We start from the raw sequence: 26,677 nt of genomic DNA on the forward strand, positions 1-26,677 counted from the left end.
CGCCTTCATTCAGGCGAGCCTATTGCTGGTAATAACGATAATACAAAAGGGAGAGATGGTTCATGAGTGCAAAAGGTCGGGTGTCCCGTATAGGCGGATTTGTTGTCATTGGTGCAATGTCCGCCGGACTGCTTGCAGGTTGTGGAGGAGAAAAAGCTCCAGCCGCCGGGGAAGGCAAGTTTCCCATTTCCATCTCGTTGATGCAGGTAGGCGATGTGCCCGCGAAGGAAAATGGGGTGGAGCAAAAGATTGAGCAGTATACGAATACGGATGTCAATGTTCAGTGGATTCCGCAGTCGGCTTTTGATGACAAGGTGAACGTCATGGTTGCTTCCGGAGAGATGCCGACCATTATGCGCGTAAATTACGTGCCGACCACGTTCAATGCAGCCAAAACGGGACTGTTCTGGGAGCTGGGGCCCTACCTGAAGGATTATAAAAATCTGTCTGCCCAATCCGAGGCCTATTTTAACAATATCAAGATCGAAGGTAAAATTTACGGCATTCCCAACTTCCGCGATATCGGACGAACGGCCATTGTATACCGCAAGGATTGGTTTGACAAGTTGAAGCTGGATGTGCCGAAGACGCTGGATGACTGGTATGAAGTGATGCGTTCCATGCGCAAGGATGATCCTGACGGGAATGGCAAGGAAGATACGTATGGTGCGCTGCTCTTCAAGAAGTATAACGAAGGCGTGTCTTCTCCGCTGACCCGGATTGCCGTGAGTATTGGGGGTGTGAACAAGTGGGGGGTAGATGATGCGGGTAAACTGACTCCGGAATTCCTGACCACTGAATATGTGGACACCATGAAGCTGTTCAAGCGACTGTTCAGTGAAGGGTTGATCAACAGTGATTTCCCTGCTCTTGATCCTTCCGATGCGGATAAAAAAATGGACTCTGGCCTGGTCGGGATGAAGCTGAACGGCGTGGCCCAGAACGGCAAGTCATCCCAGCAGCGGCTGACGCCTAACGCTCCGGATGGGGTGATCGATGTAGCTCCGTTCCAGGGAACAGATGGTATACGCATCGCTGGGGAACCGGGGAACTATGGCATGCTGGTGATCCCGAAGGCTGCCGTCCCGGATGAGGAGCAACTGAAAAAAGTGCTCACCTTCCTCGATCAGCTGATGGATGAGGAGCTGAGTACGCTGCAGCTTCGCGGACTGCTCGATGTGCACTACACCAAGACAGCGGACGGTAAAACCGAACTCAAGGACTTTGATGCTTATCAACGCGAAGTGAAGCCGTACCGTGACAATTTGTTAAGTGTTGAAGGATACAACGTGGCTGAATTGGTTGATGTCCCGATAGGCATGAAAGGCACCAAGATGGCTCGCGAGAATGAGCAGTATGCCATTCCGAATCCTGCGCTGACACTGTCGTCGGCCATTTACACCGAGCGGGGTCAGGAACTGGATCAGATGATCTGGGATGCACAGACCAAATACATTATGGGCAAAATGGACGATGCAGGCTGGGAGCAGGAAGTAGCTAACTGGCGAAAAGCCGGGGGAGACCAGCTGATCTCTGAACTGGAGGCATCCTATGCCGAACTGAACGGGAAATAAAGCAAAGCGCAGAGTATACGTGTGCCCGAAGGAAGCTGTGTTTTACGTGAACGAACGTGAAGCATGGCTTCTTTTTCTTTCACAGGATTATGGTTGGGCAGCAGAAAGGGTATAAAAGAAAGGAGCATTCTTTTCACATCCATTTATACTCACCGAGAGGGGAAAGACATCATGATTGAAGAACATGATAAGCAAGAAATAATTGCAAATGATACATACGAAGGAAAAGATCTGGGAGTAAAGATCGACGATCAATCCTGCCAATTCAAAGTTTGGTCACCAGATGCCGTTCAGATGGACGTGCTGCTCTACCCGGCATCCACTACCGAGCTTCCAGGAGGACAGGGAGGAACCGGGGAACAACGTGCCGAGCCAAAGGAATTCCTAATGGAAAGACAGCAGCAGGGCATCTGGTTGTTGAAGCTGGATGGAGAATGGAATGGTTATCGATATATGTACCGGGCCACCTTCGAGGGAAGACGACAGGAGATAGCGGTGGATCCCTATGCAAGGGCAGTTACCATGAATGGTGAAATGGGAGTTATTATCAGGCTGGAAGAGACAGATCCTCAAGGATGGAGCCAGGATGTTCGTCCAGAGCTGAAGAGTCCTGTGGATGCCGTATTGTACGAGCTGCATGTGCGGGATTTTTCAATTCACCCTTCATCAGGCATGGTGAACAAAGGCAAGTATCTGGCTTTTACGGAAACTGGACTGTGCGATTCCGAAGGCAATACACTGGGGATTGACCATTTGGCTGAGCTTGGGATTACTCATGTGCACCTGCTGCCCGTGTTTGATTTTGCCACCGTGGATGAATCCAAGGCTGGAGACAATGCTTACGGTGATTCCGAGGATTCCAGCTATAATTGGGGGTATGATCCGCTGCATTACAACGTTCCCGAAGGCTCTTATGCTACACGAGCAGATGAGCCCGGTACACGCATCCGCGAGCTCAAGGCTTTGGTGTTAGCACTTCATCAGAGAGGGATTGGAGTGATTATGGATGTGGTGTATAACCACACGTTTAATACGAAAGGCAGTTCGTTTGAGAAGCTGGTACCGGGGTATTACTATCGTCAGAATGAGGATGGCACATACAGCAACGGATCCGGGACGGGGAATGAGGTAGCCACAGAACGTCCCATGGTACGCAAGTTTATCCTGGAATCGGTGCGTTACTGGGCAGAGGAATACCATATTGACGGGTTTCGGTTTGACCTGATGGGGTTGATTGATACGGCAACCATGAGGGAACTTGCTGCGGAACTGCATGAACATGTATCTCCATCCATCCTATTGTACGGTGAGCCATGGGCGGCAATGGACTCCCCACTAGGGGAGCGAATGACCCTCAAGGGAGATCAGAAAAGAGACGGACTAGCCGTATTCAATGATAATTATCGTGGAGCGATCAAAGGGGACAGCGATGGAGCAGAGAAAGGATTCGCGACAGGTGCGGAGGGAAAGGAAGAGGATATCTGGACGGGTGTAAGGGGAGCGATTACCGATTTTACGGCCAGTCCATCCGAGACGGTGAATTACGTAACAGTTCACGATAATCTGAATCTGTGGGACAAGGTTGTGCATACACAAGGACTGGAAGAACAGCTTGGGTTTATCTCCTATGATGATGAGGGACACATTCGTGGATATGACAGTGTGGAGCAGGCAGTACAGCATGCGAATCCGTATATGCAGATTGATCCGAATCATGTGCTGGAGAATGAAACGGTTCGGCGCTGCTTGCTTGCGAATGGCATTGTGCTCACATCCCAAGGCATTCCCCTGCTTGCGGCGGGAGATGAGTTTTTGCGCAGTAAATATGGCGATGCCAACAGTCACGAGAGTGGTGATGCCGTCAATGCGATTCGTTGGGAACAAAAACAACGGTTCAAGCCGGTATTCGATTACTACCGCGGACTGATTCGTCTTCGCCTTGAACATGCAGCCTTCCGGTTGAGAACCCGGGACGACATTGATCAACATGTAACCCTGTTAAAAAAGGATAAAAGCCTGCTTGCCTATGAGCTATCAGGCACGGCAGCCGGCGATTCTTGGGATCGGATTATCGTGATCTACAACGCGGCAAAGGAAAGCCGAATCCTCCCTATTCCTTCCGGAATGTGGAATATTGTTGTAGAGCAGGGACAAGCAGGTCTTGAACCACTGCGTACCATCAACGATGGGCAGGTCAGTGTACCGGCGATATCCCTGATGGTCATGTATGCCAATAATTAAATTTTTTGCGTACTGTAGTAAAGTACCCTTTTCCGCTACGGAGAGAAGGGTGCTTTATTTTGTTTTTTTGATCAGACAGGTACAAATGCTGTCAATCTGCGGCGCTTGTTTACATATGCTGTATTTTGAAAGCGATTGCTGCAAGGGTTAGACCAATATCCAGCGAGTGACTTCATGAAAGCCTCTGTTCAACCGATATGTTGAGTACAGACAACCCCGGGTTGACAAATGACGTCCCGCTCCGTACCATCGGGACAACACGAAATCAATGGATATAAAGGCGGTGGGAACGATGCCGGAATGGACATCTTTTCGTTACGAAGGCAACGATCTTGGCTTAACATATACTCGTGCTTCCAGTACATTCAAGCTGTGGGCTCCAACGGCCCAGCAGGTTTCTATATTGGTTTTTGAAAATGAGGGCAGCTACAATGCAAGTGGATGGGTAACGGAACATGATGGCGGGCAGGCAAGTGACATGACTCGTGATGAAGATGGCATATGGAGCGTGAAGCTGGCAGGCGATTGGGCAGGATTTTATTACATGTATCGCATTACACACGATGATCAACGCACAGAAGTAGTGGTAGATCCTTATGCCCGCGCTGTGTCGCCCAATGGGCAGCGGACGGCCATTATTGATCTCGATACAACGCATCCACCGGATTGGGAGCTGGACGTGAAGCCTGTTTTTCAGCGGCCGGTGGACGCCGTCATTTATGAATTGCATGTGCGTGATTTCTCCTCCGATCCCCATGCCGACATTCCGTATAAAGGGAAATTTCTAGCCTTCACGGCTTCCGGACTGACCGACAGGGCAGGTCATCGTATCGGTGTGGATCATCTTGCCGAACTCGGGATTACCCATGTGCATCTTCTGCCTGTGGCGGATTATCAGACGGTGAATGAACTGGAATCCGCTGAAGAAGGCATAACGTTCAGAGCACCCTATAATTGGGGTTATGATCCACAGCACTATAACGTCCCGGAGGGCTCCTATGCTACGGATCCTCGGGATCCTGCCGTGCGAATTCGTGAGTTCAAAGCCTTGGTGCAGTCTCTGCACCGCCAGGGTATACGTGTTGTGCTTGATGTGGTCTACAATCATACGTATGGTGTGGACGAAGGTCCATTTGAACGGATTGTACCCGGTTATTTTTACCGCTATCGGGCAGACGGTACACTGAGTAATGGATCGGGTGTAGGCAATGAACTGGCTACAGAGCGCCCAATGGTGCGAAAATATATTATAGACTCTCTCCTGTACTGGGCTGAGGAATATCATGTGGATGGTTTCCGTTTCGATCTCATGGGCCTGATTGACACCGATACAATGAACGAATTGACCCGTGAGCTGCGTGAGCAGATTGATCCAGCCATGCTAATTTACGGGGAGCCGTGGACAGGTGGAGATTCACCACTGGATCGCAAAACCCTGAAAGGTACCCAGCGGGGTCAGGGATTTGCCGTATTCAATGATCATTTTCGCAGTGCGATCAAAGGGGACAGTGATGGCAGCGGGAAAGGGTATGTAACCGGAGCAGATGGCCTCGAGCATGAGCTACTTAAGGGGATTTCCGGAGCTATCGATGACTTTACATCGTCACCTGTGGAGACCGTCAATTATGTCACGGCCCATGACAACCTGAACCTGTGGGACAAAATCGCAACCACGATGAATCTCAGACATGAATTGGGTTTTCCAGCGTGGAGAGACGGGCAACCGGTGGAGGGAGGGAGTGCAGAATCGGCGGTAAAGGCAGCAGATCCCTATCGGTATGTGGATGCTGATGATGTGCTTAACCATGAGATGGTTCGCCGCTCGCTGCTAGCCTCTGGAATATTGCTAACCTCTCAGGGGATACCTTTTCTGCATGCAGGGGATGAGATCCTGAGATCAAAAGCGGGAGATCACAACAGTTACCGCAGCGGCGATGCGGTTAACGCCATTCCGTGGGCGAACAAATCCCGTTTCAGACCTGTCTTTGACTATTACCGGGGTTTAATACATCTGCGCCGTACTCATCCTGCCTTTCGCATGATCAGCGCAGACCAGATCCGGAATCACCTTCGCATTCTACGTGCTGACGGTAATGTTGTCATATTCATGCTGCAGGATGGGGCCAATCAGGACACCTGGAATCGAATCATCGTGGCCTATAATGCAACAGCGTACCAGCAGCAGATACATTTGCCGGAAGGTGACTGGCATGTGGTCGCTAACGATCATCAGGCAGGTACAGACTCGATTGGGACGGTTAGCGGCATTGCTCCTATAGAGCGCTGGTCGTTAATGGTACTGTATGATATCGAACATGTTGGTGGAACGGAACCGGCTACAATTGAGATTAATGCTCCACGTCAGGTGTATAGCCCAGGTGAGACGGCGGGGCTGCGGGCGATTGTGCGTGACCGACTCGGTAATGTAGTAGAGAATTGCGAAGTCCTGTGGCGTTCTTCGGAGCCGCAGCTGATTCAGATCGATCCGGATGGTACGATTCATGCGAAAGAGACAGGTGAAGCAGCGATAACGGTTCAATGTGGTCATATCTTTGCTACAAGCCTCTTGCAGGTGGATCATCGCCATGCCGAACGAATTGAGCTTGTCGGTGAAACTGTTCTGTATACGACACGAATCAGTCGCTTCCGTGCATTGGTGCTGGATCAATTTGGGCAGCCGCTTCAAGGGACCGGCATACGCTGGCATTCGTCGAATTCGGATATTGCAACGGTCAGTACGGCTGGAATCGTTCGTGCCTTATCCCCAGGGACAGCGCAAATTACAGCCATGGCTGGCAGCATACAGTCTACGGCGACAATCAAAGTCCACAAGCACGTCTCTCGTCTCGTTACGCTTCGTTATGAACGGGAGGATCAACAGTACGAGGGATGGGATGTTTGGGTATGGGGCACAGGAATGGCAGATGGAGCGGTACCCCTTGAACGGGTGGGAAATGCCGCAGAGGCCCGTATTCGTGTAGCTCCAGGCCTGCATCATCTGGGGCTGATTATTCGGCTGAATGAGTGGCAGGCCAAGGATACCTGTGGAGACCGATATGTAGATATTGTGCCAGAAGACGGGAATGTGCAGATTGTTGTGCAGAGCGGTACAGACCAAATGCAGGTTATACGCGAGAATGATGAAGAGGATAACCGTACCAGTGCTTGAATCCTCTTGTTAGATCCGTATAGTAGCTGTAGATAAACCTAGAAGCAGCAGGCAGTCGGAGGGTATTTCCGGCTGTCTTTTTTTGGTACACAGAGATTGGATTTTGATGTGAAAAGGGGATGAATTGTACAAGCCAATGTTTGAGAAGCCCGTTCATTGGGGTATATATAGATATGGCCCGAGATTTGGCCACAGAAAAAGAAGACCCATTTGGTCTATGAGAGAAGCCGAATGCTTCCCAACACCAATACAAAGTAGGGATCCCTTGAAGGAGGATGTTCAATCATGAAATCCAACGGAAAAATGGCTCAACTTACTGCAACTCCACGAACTGAAAAGAAAGGTGCGGCATTGCGCCTGTTAAGACAAGGCGGACGTGTTCCGGCTGTCGTTTATGGTCCTGAGTTTGAAGGGGCCTCCATACATGTGGATGAAAAAGAAATGCTCAAGGTCGCTCGTACAGGTCGTTCCGAGATGTTCAACCTCAATCTGGAGGGTGGCAAAACCGTTCCTGTGCTGATTAAGGATCAGCAGGAGCGCAATGGACGTCTGCTGCACGTGGACTTCTTGCAAATATCCAAAAATAAACCGATCAGCGTAAGTGTGCCGATCGATTTCCAAGGTACGGCTGCTGGCTCCAAAGCCGGTGGTGTGTTCCAGACTCAGGAAACCGAATTGGAAGTGGAAGGACTTCCAGCCGACCTGCCGACTTCCATTGAGGTGGATGTCAGCGGGCTGGACATTGGTGATCGCCTGACAGCTGAAGATATTAAACTGGATAAGGGCTTGACACTTATTACGTCACCCGATTCCATTATCGCATCCGTTATGCCACCACAAGCGGCTGAGGAAGAGCCAACAGCTTCTGCTGATGAGGCAGAACCTGTGGCTGCAGAGGAAGAGAAGGCAGCAGACGAATAATAGGGGCGTGGGAGTTCTGCTCCCCTACCCCAGAAGAAGCCCGGTCATCATGACTGGGCTTTTTTTGCGATCGTAGAGATGGTTATAATAGATACAAGGATACACCGATCCGAAGCGGATCAAGGTCATATTTGCAAACAGGTCAGTATAAGTTCTTAGGAAAGTAGGCAATTTCATGTTTGATCCAACTGTGTACGACAATCTCAAGGTCGGTTTCGAGAACTATCTGTATGATCTCGACAATCTCGATGAGATCATTCACATATCCAACCGGAAAGACATCCTGGAGATGGCGAGTATGTCCAGAGAGTTCGTGCTGCAGTTCGTTCTAAGGGAGCATTCTGAGGTCAAAGCGGAGATTATACTCCGAAGCTCTCTGGAAGCGCTAGCGGCCGAAATATTGGAGTCACCCGGCAGCCAGCCGGGATGTCGGCTTGAGCTTCGATTTAGCCAGGAGATTCCTGAGCCAGACAGGCTATGTCCCGCAATTCGCTCCATCATACAAGTGAGCTGGCCAGATCAGCGCTTGGTACAGGACATTCATTTTGTGTACGGAGAGGAACCCATCAGGTATAACGTTTCAAGTCATGTGTATTTTGATCGAAATGTGAATGAAGACCAAATGGGAGATATTCCGGAATTGTGTGAACATTTGGTGAACGTGTTAAAAAAATTAGTACAGCTGCATAATTAATCATCCGTAAAGCCCTGTCTCTTCCCACGAGACGGGCTTTTTTGTCGTTTTATTAGAAATGCTAAATAGGCTTTGAGACTTAGGTATAAGGGCTTGTATCTAATATTTTGCGCAAGATAGTCAGAAAATGTATATTAATAAAGGAGAAAAAGTGCAATAGAACTATACATAATTAGTGAATTTGCGAAATAATGAGTGGGACTAAAGATTTATAGATGTACTAAAGGAACTAGTTTTCCTTGCCGATAAAATATCGAAGGGGAGAAACTACATGACAGAGAAATTAATTCGTCTGCTGCGTATACTTCAGGCTATACAAGCGTATCCCGGAATCTCAGCCAAGGAATTGGCTGCGAAATGTGATACAACTGTGCGCACGATCTATCGCGATCTCCGGATTTTGGACAGGGTTGCCCCTATCATGAACGAAGGCTACGGCAAGGGTTATCGGTTTATTGGGAATTTCGCCTTGTATCCACTCGATTTCACGGAGCAGGAGGCTATGGTCTTCTCCATGCTTCCGTCTGTCCTGGATACTTCCCAATTGCCGGCTGAATTCGATGCGGCTTTTGACAAAGTGATGTCAGTCCATACCAAGCTAAAATCAAGAAACAGTGATATCGTGGAGAACATTGCAGGTATCATACGCATGGGAACGCCTGCATACCGGGAGGAAGGAAAAGACCCCAATCTGCTTATCCCGATTATTGAAGCTATTCTTAATCAGGAAACCATACGTACCCGGTATCGTACACTGACCAATAATGATATTACGGTCCGTGACATTGATCCATACTATCTTATTCCACGTGATCAGCGCTTTTATCTCGTCGGGTATTGCCATCTGGTGCAGAAGGTGCGATTGTTTCGCATGAGCCGTTTTCTGGACGTGAATCAGACAGGTACCCACTTTGACAAAGCGGATTTCAACATAGCGCAGTATATGAAAAATACGTGGTCTGTTGATCGAGGGGACGAACATATTCATTTCAAGGTGAGATTTACTGAAAAAATGGCACCTTACATAAAAGAAGAAGAAATGTTTGTTCGTCCGCGCATGACGGATCTGCCAGATGGTGGATTGTTATTCGAAGTCACACTAAACAGCAGTCGTGAGTTCCTGATGTGGTTATATCAATTTGGCCCTCAAGCGGAGGTTCTTGAGCCCCGAGAATTTCGAACAGAGATTCGCAAACAACTGACTCATTGGTTGAAGCACTATGAGGGAGATGAATAATTTGATTGGTTATTTTAACTTGAAACTTGGAATGAAGGAAAAGGAGAAGAACATGTTATGAGCAGCAACTTATTTGCAGCCATGGATCGAATGGAGCATTATCATGGTATCCAGGCATTAAATGTAGATGATACCGTATTTTTGGTTAAGGATCCCAATAATCGTACAGATCATCAAGCGATCAAGGTGGTTATTCCACCAATAGGTACCGTGGGATATATCGTGAACGACCCAGTCTTCGTTCCTCACGGTTGCTGGGCAGGCTCTGGATTTTATGATGTCTTTCACCAGCAGACCTGTGCGAAGGTCCGGTTTACCATGAAAGATATGATTATTGTTGAGCTCATTGAAATGGTACATGTCCCCATCCCCCAAATGGAGTCATGGATCACAAGCTGGCAGTCACGGGAAAAAGCTTAACCCGTCCCTCGCAGCAATGGGGGCAGCTTTGTTATGACTTCTGTTCAATTTAGCTCATTGGCGGATAAGTCTTGTATAAGCTGCTTCGAGATGCATGGCCGTTCGGGACCAGCCAAACTGGTTCACGGCAATTGCTCGCCCAGCCTTGCCAAGAGATTCGGCTAGCTTTGGATCCCGGGCAAGCTTCTGAAGGCAAGCAGCAAATGGCTGAGGTTTGTCATATGGAGAAACCAGATAACCGCTGCTTCCGGACTCAATAATTTCTCGAATGCCACCATTGTCTGAAGCGATCACAGGCAGACCGGAAGCCATGGCTTCAACGTTAACTAACCCGAAGGCTTCGTGCATTTGAGACGGGCAGACCAGGCAATCAGCGGCCCGGTACAAGTGGTGTATCTGTTCATGGGCAATCTGTCCGAGAAAAGATGAACGAATCCCGAGTTTTCGGGCTAGCAGGCGCAGCTTGCGCACATAGACCTGCGGCCCCTTGCCTGCAATAATCAGCTGTACATCAACCTTCTGCTGCACAAGTGCTACTGCGCGAATCAGAATGTCCAGACCTTTGCCTGGAATCAGTCTGCCGACATACAGCACAGAAAAGGGTTGTGAACGCTCTGACGGTGTGGAGTTTGTTCCGCCGCTTAGCGCTGGAACGAAGCGGGTCAGATCGGCACCCAGAGGGATAACATTCATCAGATGTTTCACCGAAGGGAACCTGCGTCCTAATCTGTCTCTGAGGGACAAACTGTTGACGGCGATGCAGTCGGCTTGTCGTAACAACGCTAATCTTGACGGTCCAGGCTGAGCGAAGGTCAGGGAGTGAAGGAACAGGATTGCAGGGGTGTCAGGCAGGCTTCGTTTGATTCGGGCCAAGCAGCGTGGCCTGTTATCCACCTGGATCAGATCAAACGAATTCTCCTTTAAGAGCCGAATGACCGCCTGAATATATCGATCAGGATTGCTGGAAGGAACACGGCGGATCGTAATGCCTTCAAGCTGCTCTTTGGCTGGAAGACCAGGCATTTCGCGGCTAATGATTGTCACTTCATGACGCAGTGCAAGTTCGCGAGCGATACCCAGAATGCTTATTTCAACTGAACCGTTTCCAGGCACAGGTAGTTTCTCCGGTGCGACCATTGCTATTTTCATTGGGCGGCTCCTCCTTGTCCCATACGCGTATCGAATCTTCGTCACATCTTATGCTTTTACGAAGCGTTTGGCGCCTCGGCAGTACCGAAGAAATAGGTACTTGTGATATAATGAACAGGTTGCAGATTACTCTTTAGGTGGATAGAAACAGGAGGAACATGATGTTACATTCAACACTGGGCCGCTTCCGATTACTGCTGTGGCTGCAGGGACTTTCATATGTATTATTGCTGTTTGTTGCATTCCCCTTGAAAAATGCAGGGATTTTGCCTCAATCGGTCACTTGGTTTGGTAATTTGTACGGTTTTCTGTTTTTGATGTATATGTTGTTTATGGTTAGTCTGTATACGACGCAAAAGTGGCGTTTACGCCGTCCGATCGCTTTATTTTTCATATCGTTTATCCCTCTGGGCAATTTCATTTATGACTTTTTTGTTTTTCGCAAAATGGATCAGGGTCAGGGTACGGTTAAATAAAGCTTGACTTTGTGCAGCGTTGTGAATATGATGAGAACAGGTTATTTGAACTGTAAGAAATGCACCAACTAAAACTGCATATTCCTGATGTTAAAGGGGAGTAGCTTTCACAGTAAAGTCGTCAATTCGGGATCACATCCCCGGCTTTATTGGCAGCAATTTGTTGTTAGCGAGACCTTTACCAAGTTTTCATGCTGGGTAAAGGTCTCTTTTTATGGATAAAAAAGGATCTTTACCAGCGATGGTAAAGGTCCTTTTTTTGTACATCATAAGGATACTAAGGAGGAGTCAAATTTGGATTTGTCATTATTATTGGAGTATGGATGGGTACTAATCGTCCTAGTAGTCCTGGAAGGATTGCTGGCAGCAGATAATGCTTTGGTGCTTGCGATTATGGTTAAGCATTTACCGGATGAGAAGCGCAAAAAGGCGCTATTCTACGGTTTGCTCGGAGCCTTCATCTTCAGGTTAGGTTCCTTGTTCCTGATCTCGTTCCTCGTCGATGTGTGGCAGGTTCAGGCGATCGGAGCGCTGTATCTTCTCTACATCTCGATTAACCACATTGCCAAGAAAGTTATGGGCAGCCGAAACAAGACAGATGAAGCAGCCGATGATGCACCGAAGAAAGCCAAGAAACAATCCGGTTTCTGGATGACGGTTTTCAAGGTTGAGGTAGCGGATATCGCTTTTGCGGTGGACTCCATTCTTGCTGCCGTAGCACTGGCTGTGGCGTTGCCACCAAGTGGATTGCCTCCAATTGGCGGGTTGGACGGTGGACAATTTATCGTCATCTTCCTGGGAGGATTTATTGGCCTCGTCATAATGCGTTTTGCAGCTTCCTTCTTTGTTAAATTGCTTCATTCCCGTCCGGGACTTGAAGTGGCAGCCTTCGTTATCGTTGGTTGGGTAGGGGTTAAGCTGGCAGTCATTACGCTGGCCCATCCTTCGCTCGGTGTTCTGGATGAACATTTCCCGGAAAATAAAATTTGGAAATTTGGATTCTATATCGTATTGATTACCATTGCGGTATGCGGGTGGTTCCTGTCTTCCAAAGTACCAGCCAAAGAGGATGAAAATCCGGTTGAAGAGTTGGAAAAACAAGCAGGAAACTAAGCGTGTAAGCTTAACACAAACAACATATGTTGTCGTAAAAATCAGGGGCTGTATGGATACAGACCCCTGATTTTTTTAGTATATGCATATCCATGCCAAACGGTTTATTTTCCAAGAAAAGGGTTGACATATCGAAACGAGTCCTATTAATATAAGACTTATCATTTACGAAGGGAGGCCGAAAGACATGATGGTTGGTTATGATGTTCGATTAACACAGACACCAAGTCACATAGATACAACTGCATATTCAGCTCATCGTCTCTTTGGCCTCTTACGGGCGACATAGGAGAATCGGCATATCTTTTCACTGTTCATTATGCAGGCATAGATATGTCAATCTCGGCTTATATAGCGATGGAGAACAGAGGTATTGCATTTTTCATGCCGTCCTGTTCTCTGTTATTGTCATGAAGAAGTCATGGGCGATGCGTCCATGGCTTCTTTTTTTTGTTGTATCGACTGAAGCGGACATGAACCATGCGATACAAACATTCCTTATTTTGAAAAACAACTAAAAGATGAAAAACAGGAAGGAAAAATCACCATTTATGAATACAGAACCTAATTTATTTACAAGTCAAAACGAATTTCCTGGCGGATATCGGCATGAAGTGAAATTGCCAGCAGGAGACTTGACGGTATATGCCGCACAGCAATTGTTTTCCTCTTTGGACTATAAAGTGTTTGAAATGGCTAACAACAATCTGCAAATTCCTGGCATTTCCTATATGAGTTATACCCCGGATGTTCATGTAGGTGTGGGAACCTGCATCGGCACTACGGCCGTATGGGACGCAAAGACGGGTTACGTTTCTCCATCCATCGTTGGTAGTGATATCGGCTGCGGGATGCGGGTGCATATGACCAATCTGCACAAGGATGATCTGAAAGATGTAAAATTGCGCCGCAAGCTGGTCAAGGCCATTGAAAAGGTATTGCCTATGGAGGCTAGTCAGCGTGGGCATTTCTCGGATATAAGGCTCGAACACATTGTTCGCAAAGGCTTGCACGGCTTGCCGAAAAAATATATTCCGGACAGTTACACGCCGAAGAAGTCGACATCCATTACCCATGTGGAAAGCAGCAAATTTGCCTACGATGAGGAAGTGCTCAATCTTGTTCCGGATATGACATGGCACCGTGCACACCGTCAGCTGGGCACCTTGGGCGGGGGCAATCATTTCGCCGAAATCCAGTCTATTGAAATCGCAGAGGAAAATCGTGAGATCGCGGAAGCCTGGGGATTGGTTGATGGTCAAATTGTCGTCATGATTCATTCAGGTTCCCGTGCCTGGGGCGGACATGTGAGCCAGACCAGCTCGTCTGCCATTGCCAAAGTGATGCAGCGAAACGGGCTTGGTACATCGGATCCGAGACTGGTTTTTGCTCCGTTGGAACACGCCGAAGGCCGTCATTACGTCAACATGATGTATTCCGCTTTGAATTATGCTGTGGTTAACCGTCATCTGATCGCTTTCGCTATTCGGGAGGCATTCCGGGAAGTATTCGGACCCAAATGTGAATTCCGTACATTGTATGATCTGATGCACAACTATGCCTGGGAGGAATCTCATGCGAAAGAAGGCAGCGTATTCGTTCATCGCAAAGGGGCAACGCGTGCGCTGCCTGCCGGGCACCCGGATAATCCGAAACCTTATATGGCTACAGGCCATCCTGCGCTTATTCCAGGATCGATGGGGACAGCTTCGTATATCATGGTAGGTCAGCCGCAGGGCGAAGATAACTATTATTCGATCTGTCACGGTGCAGGGCGCATTCGTTCACGTACCGCAACCAAGCGTCTGGTTACGGTAGAAGATTTTGCAGCATCACTTGGCGTGGGTACAGAAGATGAAATTGTGGTGAATCAGCGATCACTCGAATCGATTATAGATGAATCGCCACAGGCATATAAAAATGTCGATGAAATTATTGATAGTGTTACCGGTGCAGGCCTGGCTCAGGTTGTAGCCAAATGCAAACCGCTTGCAGCTGTGAAAGGAGCCAAGTAATGATACTACCAAATGAAAAAGTAAATCACACCCAAGCGATCTATGCTTATGACCAAACACAGGACGACCAGATCCGAATCCAGGGCTATGCGACATATGCACGTCTGATCCGGGGCATTATTGAAGCACTAAGCAGCAAGTACGGGGTTCGTTATGAGCTGTTTGCCAGTGATGATCCGAATAACGAATACTGGGAGCTGCTGAAGGAGGATTTGTTGAGCGATAGTAACGAAGTGGAGCTGGTTGCCCGTATATTCGAGGATCTGGAGCTCCGTACCCTGCATTATGAAGATGATGGTGATGTGCCTACATATGGTGTGCATTATTCCATTCGGAACAACGTGTTTGCATATCCCAAATGGGGGGTTGCACTCGTCCGTATTCCCTTTTTCCGGGATAATGGCATTTACAATGAGGACTTTGTATTCGCGGTAGGTGAGGAAGAACTCAAGCAGTTTCTGGGCAGTGTGCGTGAACGGGAGCGTCAGCAAAATATGAAAAAGGTTACGGTGTATACCGATGCCCGCAATGGCAGTGAACGCCATGTCGAATCCATCACCCGCTCGGTGGGAAGAGACGATGTGGTTCTTTCGCCCCAAATTAAGCAGGATATTTTCCGCTCACTGGATCAGTTCTTCGAAGCGGATCGCTCCTTTTACCGGGAATATGATATTCCCTATAAACGGGGGATTCTACTGTATGGTCATCCGGGCAACGGGAAAACAACCTTGGTCAAATCCATTGCGGGAAGCATTCCGGGTCCAGCTGCATACTGGCAAATTACCGAGTATACCAACAGTGAGTCCGTTCGGGAAGTATTCGAGGCAGCCAAACGCCTGGCTCCTATGGTGCTGATCATTGAAGATATTGATTCGATGCCGGACGAAGTGCGCTCCTTCTTCCTCAATACACTGGATGGAGCAACATCCAAAGAAGGTATTTTTCTGATCGGTACAACGAATTATCCGGAGAAAATTGATCCTGGTCTCATGAACCGTGCCGGTCGGTTCGACCGGGCGTATGAAATTCCGCTGCCGGATGAAGCATTGCGGCTGCAATACTTGCAGCAGCGGGGATTTCCGGTCTTTGCCGGCGAAGAAGGAACGCAGGAAGCGGCTCGGCTCACCGATACATTCTCCCTTGCACAGCTCGGTGAGTTATATGTCAGTGCTGCACTTGAATGGCATCAGAATGGCCAGACGGACATTGTACAAGTTATTCAGTCCATGCGGGGAGAGCTGGACAAGAGTCATAAGCATAACTGGCTGACTCAGCCTGGAAAAGGACGAGCCGGTTTTTATTAATACCATACACCACCAAATATTATACATCTCAATTGGATATACTACGGTTGTCTGCTCCCACATACAATGACCTTCGGGAGGTACAATTAAGCCGTTGAAGCTATTGAAGGTTGAACGGAAAGCGAAAATGAGTTGTTTCCTTGCTGAGATGGGCTTGTCGTGCGGATATGAAGCATATGAATAAAAGGTAATATACAACAATTTTTAATTCAGTTGTTTAAATGCTTCTGTAGCGGTTAATAGTAGACAGACAACAACAAAAACTTTTAATTGAGGTGAGTAGTATGGGTTGGTTATGGTCATTAATTATCGGTGGTATTATTGGATGGTTGGCAGGTCTGATCGTTGGTCGTGACATCCCAGGTGGTGTTATCGGTAACGTTATCGCTGGTTTCATCGGTGGTTGGTTAGGCGGCGTGATCTTCGGAGAGATGGGTCCTGAAATGGGCGGATTCTACATCGTACCGGCATTAATTGGTGCCATCGTACTTGTAGCAATCGTAAGCTTGATCTTCCGTTCAATGGGTCGTAGTCGAGGGTAACGACGTTATTGCACTACGAGTCCATGGGAAATAAATGATGTTTCCCGTTTATAATGAAGAGGTTGATGAGAAGCCATATGGATGGCTTTCCATCAACCTCTTTTTGTTTTAAGATATATAGGCAGCGGTTCATAACGAAACCTTGGTTTGGGTGACTAGCAAGGTTTCCTAATAATAGATGAGTGCACGAAGGAGAGAGAGACAATGGAGAAGGCGACATTTGCCGGAGGATGTTTCTGGTGTATGGTTACACCATTTGAAGAACAGCCAGGCATTCACGGGATTGTATCCGGGTATACAGGCGGTCACGTTGAACATCCCACATATGAGCAGGTCAAAACAGGGGAAACCGGACACGTTGAGGTGGTTGAAATCACATTCGATCCGGAACTGTTTCCCTATGAACGGCTGCTGGAGCTTTACTGGCCGCAGATTGACCCAACCGATGATGGGGGTCAGTTCCAGGATCGCGGAACCCAGTATCGTACAGCGATTTTTGTACACAATGAGCGACAGCGCGAACTGGCGGAGCAGTCCAAGCAGGAACTGGCCGCAAGTGGACGATTTAACCAGCCCATTGTGACAGAAATCCGGGATGCGGTTGTGTTCTACCCGGCTGAGGACTACCATCAGGATTACCACAAGAAAAATGAAAAGCATTACAAGGAAGACCGTGCACAATCTGGACGGGATGAATTTATTGAAGCAAATTGGAAGTAAGACAATGGAAGATCGTATAACAAAAGCCGGGCAGGCTCCTTTTGGAGTCTACCCGGCTTTTTTTAATCATGGCTGATGAATTATTTTGTGGACATGGACTTAAGCACATGTTTGGATAGTGTATCATCCTGAATGGTGTAGAGGACACCATTGACATACGTTGAAGGACTTATAATAGAAGGAACCGAAGCACTGGCTGTGTACACATGCACGTCTTCCAGGGTTTTGGGGTCCACAATATAACCTGTTTTGGCAAAATCAAGTTGATACTGTCCACCCTGTGTCCGCTTCACTTGCATCAGCACAGGCTGTTGATCTTTGAACGTGCGCTCGGTTACTTTGCCTTTCATGTTGTACAGCTCCAGCTTGGAACCTGTAAACAGGGTATATCCGTCGCCTGCTGTCTGAATGAAGGCATTACCTGGAATGCTGCGTCCCCAAGCGAGCTTGCCATCTTCTCCGAAGCCCATGAGTTTGTTGCCCGTGTTCTCAAAGTTGGCACGCATGATGACGGAGCCATCGTTCAGTATGGCAAGTGACTCACCACCGCCGTCTCCCTGCGTGTTTGCATTGCTCGGGAATTGATAGAAGGACAGGCGAGTGAGCGAACGATCATAGATCTCCACTTTGGGATTCGCTGCAGGCTGCCAGTAACTGCCGACTTTGATTCGTTTGCTCGCATCTACCACAATGCGGTCACTGCCTGCCTGGAGCACAGCACCAGTAATCGTTTTTTCGGTAATCAGCTTGCCCTTCTTGTCATAAAGCGAGATAGCGGTTCGAACCGAACCGTTGGACTGTGCACCTTGACTGGAAGCGACTAGCAAGGTTTCGTCATCAAGAAGATACAGATGGGAAGGAGCATTTACCGTTCTGACCCAATTCGTTTTACCGGATGTGTTAAATGAGTATACTTTCTTGGTTCCATCCGAATATTCCATATATACATAGGCTGTGCCGTAACTGGTGTATAATGAATCGGAGTAGGTCGTATACGGCCCGCTTTTCTCATGAAAAATATAATTCCATTTCACTTTGCCGGTTGTCGCATCCAGGGCCTGAAGTGTATCCAACTGCCAGGCCAGCGTTGTGGCACTACTTGTTTTGGTCACAGGCTGGGAGGAATGTACGTATACCAGGTTTTTGGCAGGGACAGCGTTGATCTCCTTAACCAGAACGTCTTTCTCCGTGTTGACTTGGGATTGCATCAGTGAAGGCGAAGTCCAAGCAGGTTTGGGAAGCGGCTCACTCTGTACTGCAGCATAACCCGTTGTATTCATACTGAAGAGGAGCACGCCGCTGAGTAGCAGAGCTGCCCATGTTTTGGTATTGCGTTTGTTTAATGTAAGCAAGTTATAAACCACCTTTCTTCGGTTCAAAATAGAACCGATTGTTGAATTCTACCATTTAAGCCAGTTGGAATTCAACCTGAGAGACTGTAACCTTTTATTCGTGATGTATCCTATTATCTATGTTTGATGAAGTGTAACGGTTACAGGGAATTCATCTTCTTCCGAACCGGGTAGAAGTTTGTTATATTAAGTGCGGTAATCATGGTTAATTCTAACATAGGCACGATTCAGACAGAGGAATGTACAAGGAGAACAGACATGAATTGGAATGACAACTTAACCCCTTGGGTAATTGGATTGATCGCTGTACTGTTGCTGCTGGCCTGGGTAATTCGGCGATTCATCCGGCGGGGACAGCGTATACGCAGTGAAGCCAACCCTCGCAAGATTTCAATCAAGGACATTGATAAAATGGAAGATGGTTCGGAGTTTGAGTTGTACCTCTTTCATTTGTTTCAACAGCTCGGATACGAAGAAGTTCACAAGACGACCAGCAGCCGTGACTTCGGAGCGGATCTTGTGTTTACGGACCGGCTGGGCAGACGGAATGTGATTCAGGCCAAACGATATGGAGCGAATCATCCGGTTGGTTTGAGTGCCGTGCAGGAGATTTACACCTCGATGCGATATTATGAAGCAGATCGCTCAATCGTCCTGACTTCAGCGAGGTACACGGAAGCCTGCCGGACCCTGGCTGCGGTCAACGGTGTAAAGCTGCTGGACCGGGAAGATCTGATGGATCTAATTGTCCTGTTCAAGACGAGAAGAGTGGAAGAAGCCATGGAGCTCATTGAAGAAGATGATCAGGAACCGGTAGAAACGTGGCAATCGAGACGAAAACGAACTACACGCTAGAGTTCTAAATTAGAAAAGCATTTATCAGGCCCCGATGGGGCCTTTTTCAAGGAAATTAGGCAGGGTTCACCTTCACTTGCATGCCTGCACATGATATATTGAGTGTATTCAACCAAAGGAGAGTGTATATCCATTATGGCACGTACCCAAACACAAAAAGCATTACGCAGAGCAGAGCGCTCAGGACAATATTGTCCCGAACAGAGCCGAAGAGTAAACGAAAATTATGGTGCATTATCCCAACATGTTCGACTCATGCCAACCAAACAAGAAAAACTGCAAAAGGTCAAACACAAGAAGCGGATCATCCAGGATGGTGGTGCTTCTTTTTATTTTGTCCACGGGACGTGCGGCAAGGGCGCTTAATGAATGTTTTACTTAACGCTTTGGTTGGATTGCTTCATTGAAGACTGATAAAATGGAAAAATAGGACAAACTGTAAAATCGTAAATGCGAACCATGAATCCTGTGAGAAAGGACGAATGAACCATCATGACTACAACCCTGCGCACGACAAAGGCAGCTGTTCGGCGCTTTTTGCTGCATACACAATTGCTGCTGGAACGCTGGCCAGCAGAATCGGGATCGTCCGGACCGGATCAGGTTATGCGTCTGATTCGTACGTTAGGCTGCGTGCAGATCGATCCGGTTGCAGCAGTGACCGGCAATCAGCATTTGGTTCTGGGTGCCCGCGATCCGGGGTACCATCCTGCATATTTACATACATTGCTCCGTGAGCACAAGGTATTCGAGTATTTTGCCAATGCCGCATGTGTCATCCCGATGGAGGACTACGCGTACTTCGAACCTGTGCGTGCAAGATTAAGGGAACGGCTTAATCCATCCCTGCAGCGTCTGGAAATAACCGTACAGCATGTTCTGCAGCGTCTTGCAGAGGAAGGACCGCTACCCTCCAAAGCATTTCGTGCGGTTGAGCGAGTCAGTGGTTATTGGGATCGTCCGGATGCACCGAAGACCAAGGATACAAGTCTTGCACTGAACCTGCTGCTGGATACTGCCGCCATCCGGGTCGTTGCAAGGCAGGGCAATGAACGATACTTCCAGATCACTGAACCGCATCTGGTTCAACAGAGGCCTGGCCTCCGTGTAGAACAGGAGACGCATATACAACAGCAGGCACTTCTGGATAAATACATCCATGCCTATCGGGTAGTGGATACCCGTGATGCCAGACTCGGATGGCTGAAATGGTCCGCAGCAGAGCGGCGTGCCCAGATGGCTGCACGTGTGGCGGATGGACGAATGATTCCTCTGGAGATTGAGGGGGTTATGACACCCTACTACATCCGAACAGAGGATGAAGAGCTGCTGCTGAGAATGCAGCAGGACGAGACACATTATGAGGCATCCGGTCCGGTCCGTTTCTTACCCCCATTGGATAACCTGCTCTGGAGAAGGGAACGGATTGTGGATTTGTTTGATTTTCATTATAAGTGGGAGATTTATACGCCTGAAGCGAAACGGACGTACGGCTATTACGCCATGCCCATTCTTCACGGTGATCGGCTGATCGGGCGGATGGATCCCAGACTGGATCGTAAAACGGGAACACTCACGGTCCGTTTATTATCTATGGAGGAGAGCGCTCCCCCCGTGGAAGAATGGATGTCCGATTTTCGGGATGGACTCATCTTCTTCGCAACCATGCATGGGGCGCAGTCCATCAAGGTGGAAAAGACAGTACCTGCAGCACTAAAAAAGGGATTGAAGTCCCTCTGATCCTCTGATGCATGAAGGGTACATGAGATTGAAGAAGATAAATCATTCACTCACTCTATAAATCTGAACATAACAAAAGGAGAGCCCAAGGCTCTCCTTTACGTTTATATCATTTCGTTTGATGTACGTACCCGCGTTGCGTTATCTCTGATTAGCGATTAGCGCAGATGTGGTACTTCCACATTGGGATCCACGTCAGCTTCGTAGTCCACGCCATCGGTCTCAAAACCAAACAGCTGGAAGAACTCGCGACGGTACCCTTCGAGATCGGACAGATCGTAGATGTTTTCTGTGGTCAGCTCATTCCAGAGCTTCGCGACTTCATCCTGCACATCCTCTCTCATCTCCCAATCGTCAATACGAATGCGTCCTTGTTCGTCTGTTGGAACGTCCCCTCCGGCATACAGGCGGTCAGCGAACAGACGCTGCAATTGCTCGATACAGCCTTCATGCAGTCCTTTTTCCTTCATGACTTTGTATAAGGCAGAGATGTACAGCGGTACAACAGGAATCGCGGAACTGGACTGGGTGACAAGAGCTTTCGCTACAGTCACATATGCACGTCCACCCGTCACATTCATGCGATCATTCAGCTTGTGTGCCGTCGCCTCCAGATGATCCTTCGCCTGACCAATGGAGCCTTCACGATAGATGGCCTGTGTCAGTTCAGGACCGATATAGGAAAATGCAATCGTCGTTGCGTCGTCAGCGAGCACGCCGCCTTGCTGCAGTGCATCCATCCACAGTTCCCAGTCTTCGCCGCCCATTACCGTTACCGTTTGGCGAATCTCTTCTTCAGTTGCAGGCTCCAGGGTAACGGAAGTAATTTCGCCCGTATGGAAATTGACCGTTTTGTTCGTGTACGATTGTCCAATCGGTTTCAGCACGGAGTTGGAAACTTCTCCGGTGTTCGGATCGGTGCGCCGTGCGGATGCCACACTGTAGACCACGAGGTCAACTTGGCCGAATTCGCTGCGGATCAGCTCAACTGCTCTTTCTCTCGTTTCATTAGCAAATGCATCCCCGGTGATGCTGTAGGATTTCAGGCCTGCTTCTTCCGCGGCCTTCTCAAATGCAGCAGAATTGTACCATCCTGCCGAAGCGGTGCGCTTGTCCGTCGAGCTGCTTGGTCGGTAAATACCGATGGTATTCGCTCCTGCGCCAAACGCGGAGACAATACGTGAAGCGAGTCCGTATCCGGTAGAAGCACCGATAACGAGCACATTACGTGGCCCCTTCAGCGCCGGCTGGGATTTCACGTATTCAATCTGTTCTTGCACCTGTGCGGCACAACCTACAGGATGGGAAGTCGTACAAATAAAACCACGCGTTCTTGGTTTAATAATCATTCATTGGCATCCTTTCATTATCAACTCATGTGTCAATAGTTAGTCCATATTCTCCATTGCATACCTCCTTATTGTAAAACAATTGTCACCGAAACGGAAACCGTTTCATTTGAATTCGTCAAAAGGGTAGCATTGATTCCCTGATTTTGCGATGATAGTTCATAGCATTTACAGCAATGAATCGAAAGGAACACACGCCCATGCTGAAGGAACGGATTGAATTTCTGAGCAAAAGAAAGCAAATTTCCCGCAAGGATCTTGTTGAGGGTCTGGTGACACAGGCTCATTTTGCGAATATACTGGCGGATCGTTATCCGCTTCCTGAGGACTTGGCTGAAGCCATTGCTTCACGCCTGGCAGTCAAGCCGTCTTACCTGCTGCACGCAGCGGATCAGAGTGAGGAGGCGCTGGAACGGGCAGAGGCTATTTTTGCACAGCTGTCCATGCCGGCTTCGGCCATACCGGAAGACACCGTGCATGCGCTGGAAGACCGGGATGATGCGCTGACGGTTGAACTGACGACCGCTCTTATGAAAGCAGTGTATTACCAGCAGCTGAACGACGCAGCCGCTCATGAATACATCCATACTTCCTATTTGAATTATTATTTGGAGAAATACGGTCGTCCGGATGATGTGGATCTGCCCCGTCCGCTGGCGAAAGCCCTCTTGTATTACAAGGTGCAGTATTATCGTTCCAAGCTTGCATACGTCGACGTGTTAACTCATGCTACAAGGCTCAGTGAGCTGGCTCTCCCTGGAAGTGAATTTTGGCTTTCGGTACAAAATATCAAAATGGAAGCCTATATTCAGGTCAAACATTACGAAGAGGCCAAACAGGTCTTTGAACTGACGATGCGGCATGTGTATGATCAGCGACTATTCCACCGCTTGTCGGGTTTGTATGTTGCATATAGCGGTTATTGCTTCGCCATGGGGCTTGTGCAGGAAGCCCTCTCGGCTCTTACGATGGCGGAAGCCAACCTGGTGTATGCCGGGAATCAGGGAGATCTCGTTACTGCAATTGCAAACAATCGGATTGTCATGCTGACCATGACGGGTGAGTTAGACAAGGCTCAGACCGAGATTGAGCGATTTGAGACGCTGCTAATGCAGGAACCGGAAGAAACACAGCAGGCGATGAAGCCGCTCATCTGTGTGTATCGCTGTGAGGTGGCACTTGGCCGCAAACATTGGGGCATGCTTGCGCAAAGTGTGGATCAACTGCTGACATGTGCAATAACAGAGGATCAACAGATGAGTGGGACGTTTTATCAGAGTCATCTCGCCCTGGCTCATGGGAATCGTGAAGCGTTTATGGAACGGGCCCTCGCATGCCTCCCCTATTTCGAATCGACACAGCATGCAATGAGACTGGAGCCGTTATATGAGGGACTCGCGGTGGTATCCGAGGATCAGCGCAGGTATAAAGAGGCAGCGATGTATTATAAGAAGCTGGTTTATCTGCTGCGCAAAAAATAAGGGAGTGCATCGGCTTGAAATGCATGCTTGGATCACGTTTTTTGTTCAGGGGTGGTCCATTTTCTACAAAATAAAAGATTCCGAGACCAATTAAAGGGCCGATACTCGGCTCTTCTTTTGCTAATTAAATGAACTAAACATAAAAATGAGCCATCATATCGCGATTGAATTTACGGATTTGGCGTTTATTTTGTATGCAGTCAGAAGCATATTCAAGGCGAAGCCCTCCTGTTTATAATTAATATATAATCAAAAACAAACAAATGAGGTGTTTCGGATGGGATGGTTTAGCAAGAAGAACAAACAGGAAGACGCCATTGCAAAAGCAGATCGAATGATGAACAAAGGACTTACCGGCCTGATGATGAAAGGCTTTGTACCCAAGCAGCACCGGGAAGCAATCAATCAGAGTCTGGATTCGGCGAAACAGGCACAACTGGCGGCGACGGGTTCACTTCCCTTAACGGCCACGGCTACGGTCCTCACAATTACCGATACAGGCAAGCTGATCAACTTCGATCCCATTGTGGTACTCGTTTTGGATGTAACTGAGACGAGTGGAAGACAGTATCAGCGAACGCTGGAAACGCTAGTGTCCAAGATGCAGATTCCCCGGGTGGGAGACCGGGTTGGATTAGGTCAGAATCCTGCGAATCCGTCGGAACTGATTTATATGGGATTGTTGACAGGTTAAGTGTTCACCCCAAGGATTAAGCACAATACGGATAGAGAGTAGTTTAGTTTATTCATATAACAACGAATTATAGAGATGAAGGAGTGGAGGATATGACAGGTATATTGAGAATGATTGGTGTGTTGACCGTATTCGGGGTGGGATTTTCGCCATTTCTGGCACAGCAGCTCTGGAATGATCCCTTTATTATCATGCAGGCCTGGTGGTATAAACCGGCGATCTTTGCAGGCTTTGGCCTAATCTTCATTCCGACCATTCTAAGTAACATCTTCGGCGTGGGTCGGGTGAAGTCGGGACTTCCTGCTGTGGGCGTCATTCGAAGCGTTCAGCAGACAGGCACGTATATTAATGAACAGCCAGAAGTGCGGCTCAGCCTGACTGTATCGCGCAAAGGGCGGGAGAAATATGACGCTGAATTGAAAACGGTCGTCCCACTTACAGCGCTGGCACAGTTTCAGCCAGGAAGTTTTGTTCCGCTGGTCGTTTCCGAGAAGGATGAGCGTAAGGTGGGAATTGATCTGAAAGGACAGCTATCGCAAGCGGACCTGCAGGAACTGCTTAACGAGAAGATGATCCAGGAGGGCGTATCTCCAGATATGATGGATATTGCCCGTACGGGGGAGAAAGCGATGGCCAAGATTCTCGACGTCACCCCGCTGGGAAATTCGGGAACAGGCAAGATTAAGCTTCAGCTCACGCTCAGCGTGACCCCACCGAATGGGGAGACGTTTCAAGTGACAACGCAAAAGGATATTCTGCCTTCCGCCCTGTCTCAGGTTCAGCAGGGTCACATCATTAACGTCATCTATTCCAAGCAGGATCCATCCAAGCTGGTACTTGCATTGAATGTACAGGAAGAGCAGTTAAGCCATTTGTTCTCATCGTGATCCATATGTTGAAGACGGTTCTCTCCACAGAGGAGGAACCGTTTTTTTTGAATAGCTGTATGTTATGAATCGTGGCCTGGACACAAGTGGGGTGAGCATATCCCGGAATGATGGGAATAGAGGTACAGCCCAGCCTTCAAGCTGTTCGCGACTGGGCCATTCATTATGCACCAGCAGCTCATGATCAAACCAAACGACAGCATAATCATGGGCACCATAGGGTTTGCGAATGTCCCAACATACCGGTCCGGCGTCATCTTCGTATGTAGCGAGTGGAATGTACCCTTCGGCAATTAGTGGTTTCCAGGCTACCCATAAATCTTGTAAGTCCCGTAATGGACGATCGGAGGGCAAATCCGGTAGACCAATGACAAAATCGTCGAAGCGCAGATAGACATTCATGACATATCTTGTGCTCAGATATGCACGATACAACGGCGGGACGGGAACGGGAAATCCACAGGACTGTTCCAGCCCGCGAATCTCATCCTCGGTCACCATAGAAGCCAGCATTCTCCAGCGAACCCAGCCTTCTTCATCTATTGCACCATCCTGCATGTCCTTAGGAACGCCGTAATCCTCGTCCTCTGTTTTGGCTGGATGGGACATCAGGATGTCTCTATGAGGGGAATTGAAATAGTTATCCAAGCATTGTTCAATAAAAGCCCGATTTTTCATCAAGGTGTTCGAATCATTCAAAGCCATTCACTGCCTTTCTTCCGGGTTGGATCTATATGATTGGAA

The 26,677-nt window shown here is 48.4% G+C and carries 23 protein-coding genes; 19 read left to right on the forward strand and 4 right to left on the reverse strand.

Features of this window, described 5'->3' with window-relative positions; genetic code table 11:
• Positions 1-62 precede the first annotated feature (62 nt).
• From ABIC22_RS16200 to ABIC22_RS16230, 7 genes are all read left to right on the forward strand, one after another.
• A complete protein-coding gene (locus ABIC22_RS16200) occupies positions 63-1,574 on the forward strand; it encodes an extracellular solute-binding protein (RefSeq protein WP_154896099.1) in 1,512 nt (503 codons plus the stop codon).
• A gap of 171 nt (positions 1,575-1,745) precedes the next feature.
• Positions 1,746-3,815 (forward strand): type I pullulanase, encoded by a 2,070-nt coding sequence (gene pulA / locus ABIC22_RS16205; RefSeq protein ID WP_354482152.1) that lies wholly within the window; start codon positions 1,746-1,748, stop codon positions 3,813-3,815.
• A gap of 292 nt (positions 3,816-4,107) precedes the next feature.
• The gene (pulA, locus tag ABIC22_RS16210) at positions 4,108-6,984 is read left to right on the forward strand and encodes a type I pullulanase (RefSeq protein ID WP_354482154.1); all 2,877 of its coding nucleotides are present in this window, start codon (positions 4,108-4,110) and stop codon (positions 6,982-6,984) included.
• A gap of 285 nt (positions 6,985-7,269) precedes the next feature.
• Positions 7,270-7,905 carry a 50S ribosomal protein L25 gene (locus ABIC22_RS16215; protein ID WP_095289564.1) on the forward strand — a complete coding sequence of 212 codons (636 nt, stop codon included), beginning with the start codon at positions 7,270-7,272 and terminating at the stop codon, positions 7,903-7,905.
• Positions 7,906-8,080: 175 nt separating this feature from the next.
• Positions 8,081-8,599, forward strand: a complete 519-nt coding sequence (locus tag ABIC22_RS16220; protein WP_127538678.1) for a hypothetical protein — start codon at positions 8,081-8,083, stop codon at positions 8,597-8,599.
• A 271-nt stretch (positions 8,600-8,870) separates the two neighbouring features.
• A complete protein-coding gene (locus tag ABIC22_RS16225) occupies positions 8,871-9,836 on the forward strand; it encodes a helix-turn-helix transcriptional regulator (protein WP_127538679.1) in 966 nt (321 codons plus the stop codon).
• 57 nt (positions 9,837-9,893) lie between these two features.
• A complete protein-coding gene (locus tag ABIC22_RS16230) occupies positions 9,894-10,256 on the forward strand; it encodes a DNA-binding protein (protein ID WP_127538680.1) in 363 nt (120 codons plus the stop codon).
• 54 nt (positions 10,257-10,310) lie between these two features.
• Here ABIC22_RS16230 and ABIC22_RS16235 read toward each other — a convergent pair whose 3' ends face one another.
• On the reverse strand, positions 10,311-11,405 hold the full coding sequence (locus tag ABIC22_RS16235) for a glycosyltransferase family 4 protein (RefSeq protein WP_354482160.1): 1,095 nt from the start codon (positions 11,403-11,405) through the stop codon (positions 10,311-10,313).
• A gap of 161 nt (positions 11,406-11,566) precedes the next feature.
• On the opposite strand from ABIC22_RS16235, the gene ABIC22_RS16240 reads away from it, so the two are divergent.
• The 6 genes from ABIC22_RS16240 to msrA all read left to right on the forward strand — a co-directional run bounded on the left by ABIC22_RS16240 (position 11,567) and on the right by msrA (position 17,575).
• Positions 11,567-11,881, forward strand: coding sequence for a DUF3817 domain-containing protein (locus ABIC22_RS16240; RefSeq protein WP_164764269.1), 315 nt, complete (start codon positions 11,567-11,569; stop codon positions 11,879-11,881).
• A 294-nt stretch (positions 11,882-12,175) separates the two neighbouring features.
• Complete coding sequence (locus ABIC22_RS16245) at positions 12,176-12,994, forward strand: TerC family protein (protein ID WP_127538683.1); 819 nt, start codon at positions 12,176-12,178, stop codon at positions 12,992-12,994.
• A gap of 551 nt (positions 12,995-13,545) precedes the next feature.
• Positions 13,546-15,009 carry an RtcB family protein gene (locus ABIC22_RS16250; RefSeq protein ID WP_354482165.1) on the forward strand — a complete coding sequence of 488 codons (1,464 nt, stop codon included), beginning with the start codon at positions 13,546-13,548 and terminating at the stop codon, positions 15,007-15,009.
• Positions 15,009-16,313: an AAA family ATPase gene (locus ABIC22_RS16255; RefSeq protein WP_354482168.1), complete on the forward strand. Its 1,305-nt coding sequence runs from the start codon at positions 15,009-15,011 to the stop codon at positions 16,311-16,313. Before ABIC22_RS16250 ends, ABIC22_RS16255 begins: the two co-directional genes overlap by 1 nt.
• 284 nt (positions 16,314-16,597) lie before the next feature.
• Positions 16,598-16,855 (forward strand): GlsB/YeaQ/YmgE family stress response membrane protein, encoded by a 258-nt coding sequence (locus ABIC22_RS16260; RefSeq protein WP_127538685.1) that lies wholly within the window; start codon positions 16,598-16,600, stop codon positions 16,853-16,855.
• 204 nt (positions 16,856-17,059) lie between these two features.
• Positions 17,060-17,575 carry a peptide-methionine (S)-S-oxide reductase MsrA gene (msrA, locus tag ABIC22_RS16265; protein WP_127538686.1) on the forward strand — a complete coding sequence of 172 codons (516 nt, stop codon included), beginning with the start codon at positions 17,060-17,062 and terminating at the stop codon, positions 17,573-17,575.
• Positions 17,576-17,655: 80 nt separating this feature from the next.
• On the opposite strand, the gene ABIC22_RS16270 is transcribed toward msrA, so the two are convergent.
• A complete protein-coding gene (locus ABIC22_RS16270) occupies positions 17,656-18,927 on the reverse strand; it encodes a hypothetical protein (RefSeq protein WP_354482172.1) in 1,272 nt (423 codons plus the stop codon).
• A gap of 258 nt (positions 18,928-19,185) precedes the next feature.
• Here ABIC22_RS16270 and ABIC22_RS16275 point away from each other — a divergent pair, with 258 nt between their 5' ends.
• The 3 genes from ABIC22_RS16275 (at position 19,186) to ABIC22_RS16285 (ending at position 21,522) form a co-directional block, all read left to right on the forward strand.
• Positions 19,186-19,782: a restriction endonuclease gene (locus ABIC22_RS16275; protein WP_354482175.1), complete on the forward strand. Its 597-nt coding sequence runs from the start codon at positions 19,186-19,188 to the stop codon at positions 19,780-19,782.
• Positions 19,783-19,917: 135 nt separating this feature from the next.
• Positions 19,918-20,148 carry a hypothetical protein gene (locus tag ABIC22_RS16280; RefSeq protein WP_127538689.1) on the forward strand — a complete coding sequence of 77 codons (231 nt, stop codon included), beginning with the start codon at positions 19,918-19,920 and terminating at the stop codon, positions 20,146-20,148.
• 126 nt (positions 20,149-20,274) lie between these two features.
• The gene (locus tag ABIC22_RS16285) at positions 20,275-21,522 is read left to right on the forward strand and encodes a winged helix-turn-helix domain-containing protein (RefSeq protein WP_354482178.1); all 1,248 of its coding nucleotides are present in this window, start codon (positions 20,275-20,277) and stop codon (positions 21,520-21,522) included.
• A gap of 158 nt (positions 21,523-21,680) precedes the next feature.
• Here the strand turns inward: ABIC22_RS16285 and fabV are convergent, their stop codons facing one another.
• Complete coding sequence (gene fabV / locus ABIC22_RS16290) at positions 21,681-22,871, reverse strand: enoyl-ACP reductase FabV (RefSeq protein WP_354482181.1); 1,191 nt, start codon at positions 22,869-22,871, stop codon at positions 21,681-21,683.
• A 200-nt stretch (positions 22,872-23,071) separates the two neighbouring features.
• On the opposite strand from fabV, the gene ABIC22_RS16295 reads away from it, so the two are divergent.
• The 3 genes from ABIC22_RS16295 to ABIC22_RS16305 all read left to right on the forward strand — a co-directional run bounded on the left by ABIC22_RS16295 (position 23,072) and on the right by ABIC22_RS16305 (position 25,933).
• Entirely contained in the window at positions 23,072-24,352 is a 1,281-nt protein-coding gene (locus tag ABIC22_RS16295) for an XRE family transcriptional regulator (RefSeq protein ID WP_354485995.1), read from the forward strand.
• Positions 24,353-24,629: 277 nt separating this feature from the next.
• Positions 24,630-25,046 (forward strand): hypothetical protein, encoded by a 417-nt coding sequence (locus ABIC22_RS16300; protein ID WP_154896112.1) that lies wholly within the window; start codon positions 24,630-24,632, stop codon positions 25,044-25,046.
• A 92-nt stretch (positions 25,047-25,138) separates the two neighbouring features.
• Complete coding sequence (locus tag ABIC22_RS16305; RefSeq protein WP_154896113.1) at positions 25,139-25,933, forward strand: hypothetical protein; 795 nt, start codon at positions 25,139-25,141, stop codon at positions 25,931-25,933.
• Here ABIC22_RS16305 and ABIC22_RS16310 read toward each other — a convergent pair.
• Positions 25,925-26,638, reverse strand: coding sequence for an SMI1/KNR4 family protein (locus ABIC22_RS16310; RefSeq protein WP_354482186.1), 714 nt, complete (start codon positions 26,636-26,638; stop codon positions 25,925-25,927). The genes ABIC22_RS16305 and ABIC22_RS16310 overlap by 9 nt on opposite strands.
• Positions 26,639-26,677 lie beyond the last annotated feature (39 nt).

The sequence above is a fragment of the Paenibacillus sp. PvP094 genome (assembly GCF_040546835.1).
Lineage (GTDB): Bacteria > Bacillota > Bacilli > Paenibacillales > Paenibacillaceae > Paenibacillus > Paenibacillus illinoisensis.

Coding starts and splice junctions, on each gene's coding strand:
- ABIC22_RS16255 (WP_354482168.1), top strand. CDS start 15,009: ATGATACTACCAAATGAAAAAGTAAATCACACCCAAGCGATCTATGCT.
- ABIC22_RS16310 (WP_354482186.1), bottom strand. CDS start 26,638: ATGGCTTTGAATGATTCGAACACCTTGATGAAAAATCGGGCTTTTATT.
- ABIC22_RS16225 (WP_127538679.1), top strand. CDS start 8,871: ATGACAGAGAAATTAATTCGTCTGCTGCGTATACTTCAGGCTATACAA.
- ABIC22_RS16305 (WP_154896113.1), top strand. CDS start 25,139: ATGACAGGTATATTGAGAATGATTGGTGTGTTGACCGTATTCGGGGTG.
- fabV (WP_354482181.1), bottom strand. CDS start 22,871: ATGATTATTAAACCAAGAACGCGTGGTTTTATTTGTACGACTTCCCAT.
- ABIC22_RS16300 (WP_154896112.1), top strand. CDS start 24,630: ATGGGATGGTTTAGCAAGAAGAACAAACAGGAAGACGCCATTGCAAAA.
- ABIC22_RS16295 (WP_354485995.1), top strand. CDS start 23,072: ATGCTGAAGGAACGGATTGAATTTCTGAGCAAAAGAAAGCAAATTTCC.
- ABIC22_RS16235 (WP_354482160.1), bottom strand. CDS start 11,405: ATGAAAATAGCAATGGTCGCACCGGAGAAACTACCTGTGCCTGGAAAC.
- pulA (WP_354482154.1), top strand. CDS start 4,108: ATGCCGGAATGGACATCTTTTCGTTACGAAGGCAACGATCTTGGCTTA.
- ABIC22_RS16280 (WP_127538689.1), top strand. CDS start 19,918: ATGGCACGTACCCAAACACAAAAAGCATTACGCAGAGCAGAGCGCTCA.
- ABIC22_RS16275 (WP_354482175.1), top strand. CDS start 19,186: ATGAATTGGAATGACAACTTAACCCCTTGGGTAATTGGATTGATCGCT.
- msrA (WP_127538686.1), top strand. CDS start 17,060: ATGGAGAAGGCGACATTTGCCGGAGGATGTTTCTGGTGTATGGTTACA.
- pulA (WP_354482152.1), top strand. CDS start 1,746: ATGATTGAAGAACATGATAAGCAAGAAATAATTGCAAATGATACATAC.
- ABIC22_RS16285 (WP_354482178.1), top strand. CDS start 20,275: ATGACTACAACCCTGCGCACGACAAAGGCAGCTGTTCGGCGCTTTTTG.
- ABIC22_RS16260 (WP_127538685.1), top strand. CDS start 16,598: ATGGGTTGGTTATGGTCATTAATTATCGGTGGTATTATTGGATGGTTG.
- ABIC22_RS16220 (WP_127538678.1), top strand. CDS start 8,081: ATGTTTGATCCAACTGTGTACGACAATCTCAAGGTCGGTTTCGAGAAC.
- ABIC22_RS16215 (WP_095289564.1), top strand. CDS start 7,270: ATGAAATCCAACGGAAAAATGGCTCAACTTACTGCAACTCCACGAACT.
- ABIC22_RS16250 (WP_354482165.1), top strand. CDS start 13,546: ATGAATACAGAACCTAATTTATTTACAAGTCAAAACGAATTTCCTGGC.
- ABIC22_RS16230 (WP_127538680.1), top strand. CDS start 9,894: ATGAGCAGCAACTTATTTGCAGCCATGGATCGAATGGAGCATTATCAT.
- ABIC22_RS16200 (WP_154896099.1), top strand. CDS start 63: ATGAGTGCAAAAGGTCGGGTGTCCCGTATAGGCGGATTTGTTGTCATT.
- ABIC22_RS16240 (WP_164764269.1), top strand. CDS start 11,567: ATGTTACATTCAACACTGGGCCGCTTCCGATTACTGCTGTGGCTGCAG.